The 16,099-nt window shown below is 56.8% G+C and carries 11 protein-coding genes and 1 tRNA gene; 11 read left to right on the top strand and 1 reads right to left on the bottom strand.

Annotated elements, in window-relative coordinates; translation table 11 throughout:
- Positions 1–164: 164 nt before the first annotated feature.
- The 11 genes from VV869_RS15780 (at position 165) to VV869_RS15730 (ending at position 15,770) form a co-directional block, all read left to right on the top strand.
- Entirely contained in the window at positions 165–1,844 is a 1,680-nt protein-coding gene (locus tag VV869_RS15780) for an ABC transporter substrate-binding protein (RefSeq protein WP_337735881.1), read from the top strand.
- A gap of 136 nt (positions 1,845–1,980) precedes the next feature.
- On the top strand, positions 1,981–2,967 hold the full coding sequence (locus VV869_RS15775; RefSeq protein ID WP_337735880.1) for an ABC transporter permease: 987 nt from the start codon (positions 1,981–1,983) through the stop codon (positions 2,965–2,967).
- 2 nt (positions 2,968–2,969) lie between these two features.
- Entirely contained in the window at positions 2,970–3,995 is a 1,026-nt protein-coding gene (locus VV869_RS15770; protein ID WP_337735879.1) for an ABC transporter permease, read from the top strand.
- Positions 3,995–4,966 (top strand): ABC transporter ATP-binding protein, encoded by a 972-nt coding sequence (locus VV869_RS15765; protein ID WP_337735878.1) that lies wholly within the window; start codon positions 3,995–3,997, stop codon positions 4,964–4,966. Before VV869_RS15770 ends, VV869_RS15765 begins: the two co-directional genes overlap by 1 nt.
- 27 nt (positions 4,967–4,993) lie before the next feature.
- The gene (locus tag VV869_RS15760) at positions 4,994–5,989 is read left to right on the top strand and encodes an ABC transporter ATP-binding protein (protein ID WP_337735877.1); all 996 of its coding nucleotides are present in this window, start codon (positions 4,994–4,996) and stop codon (positions 5,987–5,989) included.
- A gap of 10 nt (positions 5,990–5,999) precedes the next feature.
- Positions 6,000–7,736 (top strand): glycoside hydrolase family 9 protein, encoded by a 1,737-nt coding sequence (locus tag VV869_RS15755; RefSeq protein ID WP_337735876.1) that lies wholly within the window; start codon positions 6,000–6,002, stop codon positions 7,734–7,736.
- A complete protein-coding gene (locus VV869_RS15750) occupies positions 7,729–8,616 on the top strand; it encodes a BadF/BadG/BcrA/BcrD ATPase family protein (protein ID WP_337735875.1) in 888 nt (295 codons plus the stop codon). The genes VV869_RS15755 and VV869_RS15750 overlap by 8 nt, the downstream gene beginning before the upstream one ends.
- Before the next feature lie 10 nt (positions 8,617–8,626).
- The gene (locus tag VV869_RS15745; RefSeq protein ID WP_337735874.1) at positions 8,627–10,594 is read left to right on the top strand and encodes a beta-N-acetylhexosaminidase; all 1,968 of its coding nucleotides are present in this window, start codon (positions 8,627–8,629) and stop codon (positions 10,592–10,594) included.
- A 6-nt stretch (positions 10,595–10,600) separates the two neighbouring features.
- Complete coding sequence (locus tag VV869_RS15740; protein ID WP_337735873.1) at positions 10,601–13,006, top strand: GH36-type glycosyl hydrolase domain-containing protein; 2,406 nt, start codon at positions 10,601–10,603, stop codon at positions 13,004–13,006.
- Positions 13,007–13,091: 85 nt separating this feature from the next.
- Positions 13,092–14,504: a phosphoglucomutase/phosphomannomutase family protein gene (locus tag VV869_RS15735; protein ID WP_337735872.1), complete on the top strand. Its 1,413-nt coding sequence runs from the start codon at positions 13,092–13,094 to the stop codon at positions 14,502–14,504.
- A 230-nt stretch (positions 14,505–14,734) separates the two neighbouring features.
- Positions 14,735–15,770, top strand: a protein-coding gene (locus VV869_RS15730; RefSeq protein WP_443147328.1) for an IS630 family transposase whose coding sequence is annotated in 2 segments (ribosomal slippage) — positions 14,735–15,199 and positions 15,201–15,770 — 1,035 coding nt in all. Because the reading frame shifts where the segments join, the coding sequence is not laid out codon by codon here.
- Positions 15,771–15,977: 207 nt separating this feature from the next.
- Here VV869_RS15730 and VV869_RS15725 read toward each other — a convergent pair.
- Positions 15,978–16,054: transfer RNA gene (locus tag VV869_RS15725), tRNA-Asp, on the bottom strand.
- Between the last annotated feature and the right edge of the window lie 45 nt (positions 16,055–16,099).

Below are 16,099 nucleotides of genomic sequence, written 5' to 3'. Positions count from 1 at the left end.
AGCAGATTGACGGAACTGTCAATCAGGGGTTTCCTTAAGGCACTGAGAGCCTACAAGGCCATTCGCTGCGGCGCAGTACCCTGCCATTGCGGAGTAGGTTCAAAGCACCCTACGGGGATTTTTTCCATAAGTGAAACTTAAGCGCAATCAAGTAAGGAACAGCTATGCTTGCCAATATCAACAAGAAAAAACTCTCGCTTGCAGTGATTGCTGCAGCGTCGACCATGCTGACCGCTCCTGTCGCCACCGCGTCAGAGCGTGCGGAACTGACCATGGTCCCTAAGTTCTTCCCAACCTTTGTTCGTAACTTTAACCCGTTCCTGGAAACTCAGCTCGATACCGTGCAGGACTTCATCTATGAGCCACTGGTTGTCTTCAATGAGCTCCAGGGGAACAAGCCGGTCATGCGTCTGGCGACAGACTACTATATGTCTGACGATCTGAAGCAGGTTACCTTTGAAATCCGCGAAGGCGTCAAATGGTCTGACGGTAAGCCCTTTACTGCTGAAGATGTGGCATACACCTTCAACCTGCTGAAGAAGCATCCGGAGCTGGACCGCACCGGGATCAACGTCCGCCTGAAGTCAGTCAAAGCTGCGGGCAACAAGGTAGTGTTTGACCTCACCGAAGCCAACTCAAACGTCCCTTACCTGATCAACGAAGTGTCCGTCGTCGCTAAGCATGTCTGGAGCAAAGTTGACGATCCAACCCGCTTTACCAATGAAAACCCTGTCGGTACCGGTCCGTTTACCGTCATCGACACATTCACCCCGCAACTGTACACCCAGTGCCGCAACCCGAACTACTGGGATAACGACAACCTGGAAGTTGACTGTCTGCGCCTGCCGCAAATCGCCGGTAATGATCAGTTCCTCGGCCAAGTGCTGAGCGGCAAGTTTGACTGGACTTACTCGTTCATCCCGGATGTCGACAGCACCTATGCCGCAGCCAGCCCGGATAACAAATACTGGTACCCGGCGGGTGGAACCCAGGCGTTCATGCTGAACTACAAATCGCCAAAAGACGGCAACCGTGAAGCGATCAACAATATCGACTTCCGCCGTGCCTTCTCGATGGCCATTGACCGTGAAACCATCATTGATATCGCCTTCTACGGCGGCGGTGTGTTGAACGACTACGCTTCAGGTCTGGGCAAAGCCTTCGCGGCTTGGTCTGACGATAGTGTGTACAACCAGTACAAGCCGTTCATGACCTACAACGTCGACAACGCCAAAGCCCTGCTGAAAAAAGCTGGCTTTAAAGATACCGATGGCGACGGCTTTGTCGAAACGCCGACCGGCAAGCAAATCAGCCTGACCATTCAGTCTCCGAATGGCTGGACCGACTTCAACAATACCGTTCAGTTGGGTGTTGAAATGCTGCAGGAAGTTGGGATTCAGGCCAAGGCCAGCACCCCGGATTTCTCGGTCTACAACCAGGCGATGCTGGATGCATCCTATGATGTTGCTTATACCAACTACTTCCACGGCGCCGACCCATACACCTACTGGGACAGCGGTTACCACTCACGCTTCCAGTCCAATGAAGGCATGCCGCGCTTCGCGCTGCACTACTGGACCAATGCGGAACTGGACAAGCTGCTGAACGGTTTCTACAAAACAGCGGATCGTAATGAGCAGCTGAAGATTGCCCATAAGGTTCAGAAGATTATTGCGGAGAACCAAGTGACGATTCCGGTCATGTCCGGCGCCTACACGTCGCAGTACAACACCGCGCGCTTTACCGGCTGGTGGAACGAGAAGAATCCGAAAGGACGTCCGATGCCAATCACCAACACGCAAGAGCGCCTGCTGCAAGTCCTCGACTTGAAACCAAAAGCATAATTATTACTTAATTTGCGGTGCGCGCCTTGCGCACCGCCTCTTCAACCTCCCCCTCCTGTCGTACATGGCCACTGGTCAGGGGAAGGTGTGTCTTAAATCTGGTCGGATAATACGCTGGATGATTAAGGTGTGAGTTATGGGATTTTTTCTGAGACGACTGAGTTTTTATCTGATTGCCCTGCTGGTGGCAATTACGATCAACTTTATTATTCCCCGGGCAATGCCGGGCGACCCGGTGACCATGATGTTCGCCAATGCCTCGGTGCAGGTGACCCCGGAGCGGATTGCCGCGATGAAAGAGCTGCTGGGCTTCGTCGATGGGCCACTGTATTACCAATATCTGGTTTACCTCAAAAGCATCCTGTCCTGGGATCTGGGGATTTCAATCCAGACCTACCCGCAAACCGTCAATGCCCTGTTAGGTGGCGCGGTCGGCTGGTCCCTGTTCCTGGCTGGCACGGCGGTCATCCTGGCCTTCTGTATCGGCTCGACCCTCGGAATCTACGCTGCCTGGAAACGCGGCAGTAAATACGATGCCTTTATCTCCCCGGGCATGATGGTGATCCAGGCCGTCCCGCCGGTGGTGGTCGCGATGCTGGTGCTCTATACCTTTGCCATCGGCGCCAAGTGGTTCCCGTCGACCTATGCCTATACCGCAGGGACGACGCCGGACTGGACCAGCTGGGCTTTCTATAAAGATGTCGCCTACCACGCGGTGCTGCCGCTGTTCTGTGCCACCATCATTCAAATTGGCGGCTTCCTGATCAACATGCGGAACAACATGATCAACCTGCTCAACGAAGACTACATCACCATGGCCAAAGGCAAAGGCCTGAACGAGAACCGGGTGGTGTTCAAATACGCGGCGCGAAACGCCATGCTGCCGAGTGTAACAGCCTTGTCGATGGCCATCGGGATGGCAATTGGCGGTCAGCTAATCATTGAGATGATTTTCAACTATCCGGGTCTGGGCACCGTACTGCTGAACGCGATCAATGCCCGTGATTACCAGGTACTGCAGGGCCAGCTGCTGATCATGACCCTCTTTATGCTGTTCTTTAACTTCCTGGCGGACCTGCTGATTGTCGCCCTGGATCCTCGTCTGCGCAAAGGAGGGAAATAACCATGAAAGGCCTGATGAAACTACTCCGGAGTAACCCGAAGGCAATGGCCGGGCTCACCATTATCGTGCTGTTCGTACTGGCCGCTGTGTTTGCCCCGCTGCTGGCCAAGCACGCCCCGGACAAACGGATCGGCAACCCGCACGAATACCCGGCGTTTGTGGTGAAAGCCGCGCAAAACAACCCTGATGGCTGGGTGGCTGAAAACCTGGCAGACAGCAGCCGCACCCTGCGCATGTCCAAGAAAGCCGACCACGCCCTCGGCACCACCCGCATGGGTCGGGATATCTGGGCCCAGGTTCTGTACGGCGCGCGCACGTCGCTGGCCGTCGGCTTCGGTGCCGGGTTTATGGTCTGCTTCTTAGCCACCGTGGTGGGCGTCTCTGCCGGATACTTTGGCGGCCGGGTCGACGATATCCTGTCGGCGGCCATGAACATCATGCTGGTGATCCCTCAAATGCCACTGCTGTTTGTGATTGCTGCCTTTATCGGCCAGGCCGGTCCGCTCACCATCGCCATCGTCATCGGAATGACCTCCTGGGCCTGGGGCGCGCGGGTGGTCCGGGCACAAACCCTGTCGCTGCGGGAAAAAGAGTTCGTCAAAGCCGCTGAAGTGCTGGGCGAGTCCTCCTGGCGGATCATCATGGTGGAAATCCTGCCGAACCTGATCTCGATTGTCGGCGCCAGCTTCATCGGCTCCGTCATGCTGGCCATTATGACCGAGGCAACCCTGTCCTTCCTCGGCCTGGGTGACCCGAACTCCATCAGCTGGGGCATCATGCTCTACAACGTCCAGGCTTCTTCGTCCATGCTGGTCGGTGCCTGGTGGGAACTGCTGACACCGTGTATTGCCCTGACCTTCATCGCCATCGGCCTGGCGCTACTGAACTTTGCCGTCGATGAAATTGCCAACCCGCAGCTGCGCTCGCACAAAGGCATGCGCCGCTGGAAAAACCTGGCGCAACAGAATAAAGACAAAACACCGGCAACTGCAGCTCCACAGCCGGCCCTTGAAGGGGGAGAAAAATAATGACCAATCCACAAATCTCCATTCGCAACCTGTGCGTCGACTACATCACGGATGCCGGCGACGTCCGGGCCGTCAACAACGTCAGCTTCGACATCGGCAAAGGCGAGGTCTTCGGTCTCGCCGGAGAATCCGGCTGCGGTAAATCCACCGTCGCCTTCTCCCTGATGCGCCTGCATAAGCCGCCGGCATTTATCACCGGCGGGGAAGTGCTGTTCGACGGCCATGGCGACATCCTTCAGTTCAGCGAGGCCCAGATCAACGCCTTCCGCTGGAGCCAGATTTCCATGGTGTTTCAGAGCGCGATGAATGCGCTCAACCCGGTGCTGACCATGGAAGAGCAATTTTGTGACGTGATTATGCGTCACACCAACTTCACCCGTCAGCAGGCGATCCGCCGGGCCGAAGGCCTGCTGGAGATTGTCGATATCCACCCGAGCCGGCTGCAGGATTATCCGCACCAGTTCTCCGGCGGCATGCGCCAGCGCCTGGTGATCGCCATCGCCCTGGCCCTGAACCCGAAAATGATCATCATGGATGAGCCGACCACGGCTCTGGATGTGGTGGTCCAGCGCGAGATCCTGCAAAAGATCTACGCCCTGAAAGAAGAGTTTGGCTTCTCCATTCTGTTCATTACCCACGACATCTCGCTGATGGTCGAGTTCTCCGATCGCATCGGGATCATGTACTCGGGTGAGCTGGTCGAAGTGGCACCATCCAAACAAATCCTCGAAACCCCGTTCCACCCGTACACCGAGGGACTGGGCAGCTCGTTCCCGCCGTTGACCGGACCGAAAACCCGATTGACCGGGATCCCGGGCAACCCGCTCAACCTGCTGGAAGTGCCGAAAGGGTGTCGGTTCCAGGCCCGTTGCAGCAAGGCGCATGACGCTTGCTTCAGTCAGCCGACTCAGCTGACCCAGCTCGAGCCGAACCGTTTTTCCAACTGCCATCTGTTCACCAAACGCAGTTAAACCAGAACAAGAATCGAGGAGACCAAGATGAGTGCACCCGTTGGACAGCCGATTGTCGAAGGCAAGAACCTGATCAAAGACTTTCAGGTCAACAGCAACTCTTTGAAAAAACCCATGATGCGGGCGATCAACGACGTATCTTTCAAAATGTACAAAAGCCGCGGCCTGGCCGTGGTGGGAGAATCCGGCTCGGGCAAATCCACCACCGCCAAAATGATCGCCAAGATGTACGCCCCGACCGACGGCCACATCGAATACTACGGCCGGGATATCAGCGAGATCACCAAGCGCCAGGAACTGATGGAGTACCGCCAGGGGATCCAGATGGTCTGGCAGGACCCGTTCGGCTCGCTGAACCCGACCCATACCATTTTTCACCATATTGCCCGGCCGCTGCTGATCCACAACAAGGTCAGCAAAGGCAACAAGAAAGAACTCGAAGAGCGGGTCTACAGCCTGCTGGAGCAGGTCGGCCTGATCCCACCGAAAGAAACCGCGGCCAAATATCCCCACCAGCTCTCGGGCGGCCAACGCCAGCGGGTCAACCTGGCCCGCAACATCGCGGTTGGTGCCGAAGTGGTGCTGGCCGATGAGCCGACCTCGATGCTGGATGTGTCGATCCGGGCCGGGGTACTCAACCTGATGGAAGAGATGAAGTTCGAGCGCAACATGGCGCTGCTCTACATTACCCACGACATCGCCACCGCCCGTTATATCGCCGAGGATCTGGCCGTGATGTACGTCGGCCACATGGTGGAATGGGGTGATACCGAGGAAATCATCCATGATCCCCAGCACCCGTATACCCAGTTGCTGATCTCTGCCGTCCCGGATCCAAGCAAATCGATCCACGAAAAGCTCAAGGGCAACAAAGGGGAGATCCCGCTCTGGACCCCGGAAAGCACCGGATGCCCGTTTGCGGGCCGCTGCACCCACGCCACGGACAAGTGTCGCGAGCAACTGCCGGGCGTCACCCAATTGTCTGACAACCACTTCGTCCGTTGTTACCTGTACGAACACTAAGGGAGCCATCATGCAGTTGTTCACCAACCATCTCGGCTATGAGCGCTTCGGTGCCAAGCAGGCGATTGTCCTGGCAGCCCCGAACCTGGCGCTGGCACCGGCGGAGCTGCTGCGCTGCACCGACGGCCAGCCCGTGATGGAGATGCCGGTCCAGGTCGATGGCCCGATCGACCAATGGCACACCGGCCATGCTTACTCGGTTGATTTCAGCGCATGGACGGAATGCGGCGAGTACCAGGTGCGCCTTGCCGATGTGGTGTCCCCGCCGTTTACCATTGCCGAAGGCCTGCTGCTGACCCGGACCTTCAGCGATGTGCTGCATTATTTTAAATCCCAGCGCTGCGGCGGGATCTTTGACCGCGCCGATCGCAATGCCCCCCTGCTCGGCAGCGGGCAAACCGTGGATGTCCATGGCGGCTGGTATGACGCCTCGGGCGATGTCAGCAAATACCTCAGCCATCTCTCTTACAGTAACTATTTCAACCCGCAGCAGACCCCGATGGTGGTCTGGAACCTGCTCAAAGCCTTCGAGTTGCTGGACGGCGAAAGCGGGATTGCTGATATCACCCTGATCCGACTGGCCGAAGAAGCCTGTTTCGGCGCCGAATTCCTGCTGCGGATGCAGCACCCGGACGGCTACTTTTACATGACGGTCTTCGACCAGTGGAGCAAATCCACCGCCAAGCGGGATATCTGTGCCTACGCCACCCAGAAAGGGATCAAATCGCACGATTACCAGGCCGGATTCCGTCAGGGCGGCGGCATCAGTATCGCGGCATTGGCAGCGGCAGCACGCCTGTTGCTGACCCCGACGGCCGAGCGCCTGGGTCTGGCCGAGCGCAAGCTGAGCCGCACGTGTCTGGCAGCCGCAGAGCACGGCTACTGGCACCTGGTCGAGATGAACCGCCATTACCTCAATGACGGCGTGGAAAACATTATTGATGAATACTGCGCGCTGCTGGCTGCGGTAGAGCTGTACCGGGCCACTCAGGATGAGCGCTACCTGGAAGAAGCCCGGCAGTGGGCCGATAAACTGGCCGCCCGCCAGCAGTCGGACGCACAGCAACAGCACTTCTGGTCAGCCACGCCGGACGGCAGCCGCCCATATTTCCATGCCGCCGAAGCCGGCCTGCCTGCCATTAGTCTGATGCAGTACCTCGACATCGAGACGGCACCGCAGCACCACCAGCGGCTCTGCCAGGTGTTGACTCAGGCCCTTGAATTTGAACTGCGCATTACCGACGAGGTCACCAATCCGTTTGGCTACCCGCGCCAGTATGTCCGTCCGGTGGATGGCGAGAAATGCAGCCAGTTCTTCATTCCCCACCATAACGAAACCGGTTACTGGTGGCAGGGGGAGAACGCCCGTCTGGCCTCGCTGAGCGCCATGGCTTATCTGGCTCAGCGCCAGCCTATCGCCCCTGCCCTGAAAGTGGCGCTGAAAGTCTACGGGCACCGGCTGACCGACTGGATCCTGGGCCTGAACCCGTTCGATATGTCGATGCTGGACGGCCACGGCCGCAACAACCCGGACTACCTGCCGGAACTGGGCTTCACCAACGCCAAAGGCGGGGTCTGTAACGGCATCACCTCAGGATTCGACAATGAGCGGGATATTGCCTTTAAACCCGCACCACATGATCAAAACATGGATCAGAACTGGCGCTGGGGGGAGCAGTGGATCCCCCACGGCGGCTGGTATCTGCTGGCCATAACGACGCAATTTAAGGAGCGACACCATGACTGACACCATCCGTTATTACGTCGGGGTTGACGGCGGCGGGACCTCTTGCCGCGCCCGCATCTGTGATCCGGACGGCCGCCTGCTTGGCGAAGCCAAAACCGGCAGTGCCAATATCATGCTCGGCAGTGCCGTGGCCATGGGCTCGATTCAGGATGCCATCGCCACCGCAGCCGCCCAGGCTGGCCTCACCACTGCCGATTTTGCCGCCATGTCCGTTGGTCTGGCACTGGCCGGCGCCGAACAAAAAGAGGCCTGGTATGACTTTATGGCCCAGCCGCATCCGTATGGTGCCATCACCTTAAATACCGACGCCTACGGCGCCTGTCTGGGAGCCTGGAAAGGAGAAGAAGGCGCCATTTTGATCGCTGGCACCGGCTCCTGCGGCATCTTGCTCAAAGACGGCGCGCAGCAGGTGGTCGGCGGCCGGGAGTTCCCGATTTCCGATCATGGCGGCGGTGCTGTGATGGGGCTGCGGCTGATCCAGCAAGTCCTGCTCAGTGTCGACGACATTGTGCCGCAAACCCCGCTGGCCCAGCAGGTGTTGGCCCACTTCAACCACGATGTGGATGCCATCGTCAGCTGGTCGAAAACCGCCCGTCCGTGTGATTACGGCCAGTTCTCACCGGCTATTTTCGCCCATGCCGCCGAAGGCGACACCTTAGGGATTGAGATGCTTCGCCAGACCGCCGCCGATGTCGAAATGTTGCTGACGGCACTGTTTGCCCGTGGCGCCGGTCAGGTGTGCCTGATGGGTAGTATCGGGGAGCGGATTGTGCCTTGGCTGGCGCCGCCGTTTGCCGCCCGCCTGGCCGAGCCTCAGGGTGATGCGATGGATGGGGCGCTGGCCATGGCCAAAGGGCCCCACAACCTGTACCCGTTATGAAGGACAAACCATGAGTTATCGTCTTGATCTGACCGTGATCAGCCAACACGAGCAACAGTCTCGTTTTGGTCTGACGTTGCACAACCTCAGCGATCAGGCGCTGGAAAACTGGTCCCTGCACTTTACTTTTGCCCGCTGGATCCCGGTTGAAACCCTGTCTGCCGGGCAACTGGAACAGCTCGGCAGCTATTGCGTCTTGCGTCCGTCCCAACCGGAGACGCTGGCAGCCAATGGTCATTTCTATACCGAATTTGCGCTGGAGACCACGCCGTTTCTGCTTCACGACCAGGGGATCCAGGATGCCTTCATCAATACGGCGCCGGATGCTCACCCGGTGCAGCCTCTGCCGGTCGAAATCACCTCACTGAGCCTGCTGGAGCCGCCGGTCGAACAACTGTCGATCCCGCTGCCGCCGGCCAAGGACATTTCGCTGATTCCCCTGCCGGATTCGCTGATCCGACTGAACGGGGAATTCAGGCTCAATGCCGACGTCGCCCTGTCAGTACCGACCGCGCTGGCGGCAGGTTGCGCGCGCTGGCTGCAAAGTGAGCTGGAGACCCTGCTGCACGAAGACATCCAGGTCGCACCACAGGGGCAAATCCGCTATTACCACGATGACACCCTGACCGAAGGGGCCTACCTGCTGGAAGTCACGCCGAACACGATCTGGCTGCGGGCGGGCTCGGCCGCCGGGTTTACCCATGCCACGGCCAGCTTGCTGCAACTGATCCCGACCACACCGGCGCACCACGTACAGGCCTCATACCTGCTGCCTGCGGTCAGTATTTCCGATCAGCCGAACTATCACTACCGGGGCATGATGGTCGACTGCGCCCGGCATTTTCACCCGGTGCGTCGTCTCAAGCATCTGATTAACCAGATGGCGCGCTATAAGTTCAATTATCTGCACTGGCATCTGACCGATGATGAGGGCTGGCGCCTGGAAATCGAGGCCTTTCCGGCCCTGACGGACATCGGCGCCTGGCGCGGTCCCAATGAGGCGCTCAAGCCCCAGTTTCTCAACATCAACCGGCGCTACGGCGGCTATTACACCAAGGCCCAAGTCCGGGAGCTGATTGCCTATGCCGGCGATCGGGGGATCACTCTGATCCCGGAAATCGATATTCCCGGCCACTGCCGGGCCGCAATCCGCTCGCTGCCGGAGTTGCTGGTCGATCCTGAAGATCGCTCCAAGTACCGCAGCATGCAGTGCTACCCGGACAACGTCCTGTCGCCGGCATTGCCGGGCACGTACACCTTCCTCAAGACCGTGCTCCAGGAAGTGTGCGAGCTCTTCCCCGGCCCTTACGTTCATATCGGCGGCGATGAAGTACCAGAAGGTGCCTGGAGCGACTGCCCGACCAGCCAGGCCCTGATGGCACAATGCGGCTACCGGGATCGACTAGAGCTTCAGGGCCACATCCTGCGGTTTGCAGAAGAAGTATTGCGCAGCCACGGCAAACGCATGATGGGCTGGGAGGAGGCCACCGAGGGCGACAAAATCAGCAAGCAGACCGTCGTGCTCTCCTGGCGCAGCGAAGAGGCCGGCCTGACCAGCGCCCGGGCCGGATTCGACGTCGTCATGCAGCCCGGCCAGTACACCTATCTCGATATGGCGCAGGGTTTCTCGGCCGACGAACCCGGGGCCAACTGGGCCGGCAGCCTGCCGTTAGACACCGTCTACAGCTACCGCCCGCTGGCTTCACTTGAGGCCGACGATCCGGTCCACCAGCATATTCTCGGGATCCAGGCCGGCTTATGGTCCGAACACATCACCACCCAAAGCCGGTTCGAATACATGATCTACCCGCGCCTGCTGGCCATTGCCGAACTGTGCTGGACCCGGCCGGAACTGCGCCACTGGCAAGACTTCAAAGCCCGACTCAGCGGACAGCTTCGCTATCTCGACCAGATCGGCATTAATTACCGTCGCTGTGAGTTACCGCTTGCAGCCAAGAAAAATCATGAAAAGGACTGATGCACCATGAAATACGGCTATTTTGACAATGACAACCGCGAGTATGTCATCACCCGCCCAGACGTCCCGGCGCCATGGACCAACTATCTGGGAACCGAAAAGTTCTGCACCGTGATTTCGCACAACGCAGGCGGTTACTCTTTTTATCAATCGCCGGAATATAACCGGATCACCAAATTCCGCGCCAACGCCAGCTTCGATCGTCCGGGCCACTACGTGTACCTGCGCGATGACGTCAGCGGGGATTACTGGTCCATCTCCTGGCAACCGGTAGCCAAAAGCCTGGAAGAGGCGACCTATGAAGTGCGTCACGGCCTGTCTTACTCCACCTTCAAGTGTGACTATAACGGTATCTCAGCCCGCAAGACCCTGTTTGTCCCCAAAGGGGAAGATGCTGAAATCTGGGACGTGGTGATCAAGAACGACAGTGACACCCCGCGCACCCTATCGGCGTTCTCGTTTGTCGAGTTCTCGTTCAGCCACATTCAGTCAGACAACCAGAACCACCAAATGAGCCTGTACTCGTCCGGGACTTCCTACGAAGACGGAGTGATCCTGTGCGATCTGTATTACAACACTGATGACTTTACCGGCTTTTACTACCTGGCTTCGAGCTTCGACCCAGACAGCTTTGATGGCCAGCGCGACGCCTTTATCGGCCCTTACCGGGATGAGTCGAACCCGCTTGCCGTCGAGCAAGGCCGCTGCAGCAACAAGGTCCAGACCTGTTACAACCAGTGTGGCTCGCTGCATAAACAATTTACCCTCCAGCCGGGCGAAGAGATCCGCTTTAACTTCATTCTCGGCATCGGCAAGCACGAAGCCGCCCGGGTGCGCGCCAAGTATCAGGATTTTGCCGAAGTTGATGCGGCGCTCGAGGCGATCAAAGCCCACTGGGACAGCCGTTGTCACAAGTTCCAAGTGAAGACACCCAACGAAGGTCTGGACACCATGATCAACGCATGGACCCTGTACCAGGCTGAAACCTGTGTGGTGTGGTCTCGCTTTGCCTCCTTCATCGAAGTCGGTGGCCGTACCGGTCTGGGCTACCGCGATACTGCTCAGGATGCGATCTCTGTCCCTCACTCGAACCCAAGCTCGACCCGTAAGCGTCTGGTTGATCTTCTGCGGGGTCAGGTGAAAGCCGGTTACGGTCTGCACCTGTTCGATCCGGACTGGTTCGATCCAGAGAAAGCCGACGTGAAACCATCGAAGTCACCCACCGTCGTCCCGACACCAAGTGACGAAGACAAGATCCACGGCATCAAGGACACCTGTTCTGATGACCACCTCTGGCTTGTACCGACCATCATTAACTACATTCAAGAAACCGGCGAAGAAGGCTTCCTTGATGAAGTGATCCCTTATGCAGATGGCGGTGATGCGACCGTTTACGAGCACATGAAAGCAGCGCTGGACTTCTCTGCCGAATACGTGGGTCAAACCGGTATTTGTAAAGGTCTACGCGCTGACTGGAATGACTGTCTGAACCTGGGCGGCGGCGAATCTGCGATGGTTTCCTTCCTGCACTTCTGGGCCCTGCAAGAATTCGTCGCTCTGGCGAAGCACAAAGGTAAAGCTGCAGATATCGAGAAATACACCGAAATGGCAGCGAACGTGCGTGAAGCATGTGAACAACACCTGTGGGATGACGAAGGCGGTTGGTACATCCGGGGTCTGACAAAAGACGGCGATAAAATCGGTACAGCACAGCAAACCGAAGGCCGTGTGCACCTTGAGTCAAACACGTTGGCTGTGCTCTCTGGCCTGGCGTCTCAAGAGCGCGGTGAGAAGGCAATGGATGCCGTGGATGAAAACCTGTTCTCTGAGTACGGTCTGCACCTGAACTCGCCATCTTTCGCGACACCGAACGATGACATCGGCTTCGTGACACGCGTATACCAAGGCGTGAAAGAAAACGGCGCCATCTTCTCGCATCCAAACCCATGGGCCTGGGTGGCTGAAGCCAAACTGGGCCGTGGCGACCGTGCCATGAAGTTCTATGACGCGCTGAACCCATACAACCAGAATGACATGATCGAGAAGCGTATTGCTGAACCTTACTCTTACGTGCAGTTCATCATGGGCCGCGACCACGAAAACCATGGCCGTGCAAACCACCCATGGCTCACGGGGACGTCTGGCTGGGCATACTTTGCCGTGACGAACTTCATTCTGGGCGTGCAAACGGGCTTCAATGGTCTGACGGTTGACCCATGTATTCCGACAGCCTGGCCGGGCTTCGAAGTCAGCCGCCAGTGGCGTGGCGCGACCTTCAACATCAAGGTCGAAAACCCGGATCACGTCAGCAAAGGGGTTGTCTCGGTCACTCTGAACGGCGAAGCGATTGACGGCGCGATTCCGGAACAACCGGCTGGCTCAGTCAACACCGTCACGGTGATCATGGGCTAACCCGGATCGGGGGTGGGCTGCCCACCCCCGTTTTTTGAAAACCATCTTTCAAGCCAAGGCTTGGCAAGAGAAAAAGGAGTGCCACATGATCAAATTTGGAACCGGCGGCTGGCGAGCCCTGATCGGCGAAGAGTTTACCCAGGCCAATGTCCGGCGTGTCGCCCAGGCGGTTGCCAATATCATCATCGCAGAAGAAGCCACCGACCGGGGTTTTGTGATCGGCTATGACCGACGCTTCCTGTCCGACAAGGCCGCAGTCTGGTTTTCTGAAGTATTGGCCGGAAACGGCATTGTCGTCAGCTTTATCGACAAGTATGTCCCGACCCCGGTGGTGATGTTCCAATCCCGGGCGATCGGCGCCCTATATTCGGCCTGTATTACCGCATCGCACAACCCGGCCGACTACAACGGCATTAAGGTGTTTATCGAAGGCGGCCGAGACGCTGACGAAATAATCACCGAGAAAATTGAGACACAAATTGCCGGGCTCACTGATGCGGATATCCGGCATCTGGATTTTGCGCAGGCCAAAGCCACCGGGCAGATTGAGCTCATCAACCCGATGAATGAATTTGTCGATAGCATCATCAATTTCATCGACATTGAGGCGATCAAAACAGCCCGGCTACGCGTGCTGATCGATCCCATGTTCGGGGTGGCCAAGAACGCCCTGCAGACGGTACTGATCACGGCCCGCTGTGATGTGGATGTGATCAACGACGGCCAGAATCCGTCCTTTGGCGGTCTGATGCCCTCGCCCAGTGCCGCGACCCTGTACCGGCTCAAACACTTAGTGGCCCACGAAGGTTATGACATCGGCATCGGGACCGACGGCGATGCCGATCGCCTCGGCATTATTGATGAAAAAGGCAACTTCATTCATCCCAATGAAGTCATGCTGTTGCTCTATTACTACCTGCTGGAATACAAAGGCTGGAAGGGCTCTGTGGTGCGCAACATTGCAACCACCCACCTGCTAGATAAGGTCGCCGAAGCCCATCATGAGAAAAGCTTTGAAGTGCCGGTCGGCTTTAAGCATATCAGCGCCCAGATGGATGCTGATGACGCCCTGATTGGCGGCGAGAGCTCCGGCGGCCTGACGATTCGCGGCCATATCAAAGGCAAAGACGGCGTGTTCGCCTCGAGCCTGCTGGTAGAAATGATCAGCGTCACCGGCAAAAAGCTGTCAGAAATGCTCGATGAAATTTACGACAAATACGGCTACGCCTACACCGCAGAAGGTGACTGTCATTTCCGGCCGGAAGAGCGCCAGCGCCTGTACGACAAGATCTATGTCGAAAAAGCGCTGCCAGATTTCGGCTATGCCATCGAGAAGGTCAGCTATGCCGACGGCGCCAAGGTCTATTTCGAAAACGGCGGCTGGGCCCTGGCCCGCTTCTCCGGAACCGAGCCGCTGCTGCGCCTGTTTGCCGAAATGGCCGATCAGCAGCAGGCCGAGCAGGTGGTCGCACAGTTGAAAAGTTTTCTGGACGTTTGAAGCAACATGGCGCCTTGAAGCACCACTGCCGCTTCAGGGCGCCGGAATCGTGAAGTCCTGTTGAAGCAGCTTAGCTGTTATTTTCGCAAACCTTTGGTTTTAGGTTTTTGCGTCAAGGGTAGCCCGGCTACCCTTTTTCTTTATCAAGCGCCTGAGCATCACACAACTCATACCATTCTAAGTAAGAATATATTCTAATCGAGGCTTCTCTTTCAAATGGTCAAATCGCTATGGATAGCCTCAAGAATATCGACTTCAAAAAGCGGGCAAGCCAGCAAAAATCCATTCAAATGAAAATGAGATTACTCGCGCTTGCCCACTTCAAAGAAGGCCAGTCCCGCACTCAAATTGCCAAGTTTCTAAAAGTCAGCAGAACCAGTGTCAACAAATGGGTTCACACCTTTCTCGAAGAAGGCCTCGAAGGACTTCAAGAGAAACCAAGAACAGGTAGGCCTGCATTCTTAACCCCCGAGCAACAAGAACAGCTTCGCCAATATCTCAAAGATAAAGCTCATAACCCGCAAGGCGGCAGACTCACGGGGGCCGATATCCACGCATATATCGTCCAGAAGTTTGGTAAACACTATCACCCTGATTCCATTTACTATTTGCTCGATCATCTGGGCTTTTCATGGATAACATCCCGCTCAAAACATCCTAAGCAATGCCAAGCGACGCAAGAAGCTTTTAAAAAACTTCCTACTGGAAACGATCCGTAACATCCCGGGTCATCTCAGCCTTGAACAAGTGGATGTCTGGTTCCAGGATGAAGCCAGATTTGGCCAACAGAATACAACGACACGGCTTTGGGCACCGCGCGGAACACGGCCGAGAGCTGTTCGGCAGCAACAGTTTGATTACGCCTATTTGTTTGGTTCTGTTTGCCCAAGCCGAGGGATCGGTGAAGCGATTGTCGTCCCTTGGGTCAACAAAGAAATCATGATCGAACACCTCAAGCAAATCTCAAGCGTGACTGAAAAAGGCCGGCATGCCGTCGTGATCATGGATGGTGCGGGATGGCATACTGATGATGTGGCGAATCAAATTGAGAATGTCAGCATCATCAAACTGCCGCCCTATTCTCCTGAGCTTAATCCGATAGAGCAGGTATGGCGTTGGTTAAGACAGCGCTATTTAGCCAATCAAAGTTTCAGAGATTATGACGATATTGTGGATAAGGTTTGTGCGGCATGGAACCAGTTTTTGCAATGCACCCAGCGAGTCAAAAAGATGTGCTCGCGGCAATGGATTGACCTGACCAGTTAATTTTCCAGAATGGTATCATTCGACCGCAGGGCGAACATTATCTTTAAACGTAAAAAAGCCCAAGCATTTCTGCTTGGGCTTAGTATAAGTGGCGGAGCGGACGGGAATCGATGGTCCGGCATTCCGGCCCGCGAAAAAGTGCGTAGCACTTTCGGGAGCGTAAAATGTAAAAAAAGCCCGAATCATTCGACTCGGGCTTAGTAAAAGTGGCGGAGCGGACGGGACTCGAACCCGCGACCCCCGGCGTGACAGGCCGGTATTCTAACCAACTGAACTACCGCTCCACACGGCACCTAATCGAAGTCTTACTATTCATGCTTCAATCAAGT

The sequence above is a fragment of the Photobacterium sp. MCCC 1A19761 genome, from assembly GCF_037389125.1.
Lineage (GTDB): Bacteria > Pseudomonadota > Gammaproteobacteria > Enterobacterales > Vibrionaceae > Photobacterium.
Note: the sequence above shows the minus strand (reverse complement) of the source record. Positions and strands in the feature narration are given on the sequence as shown.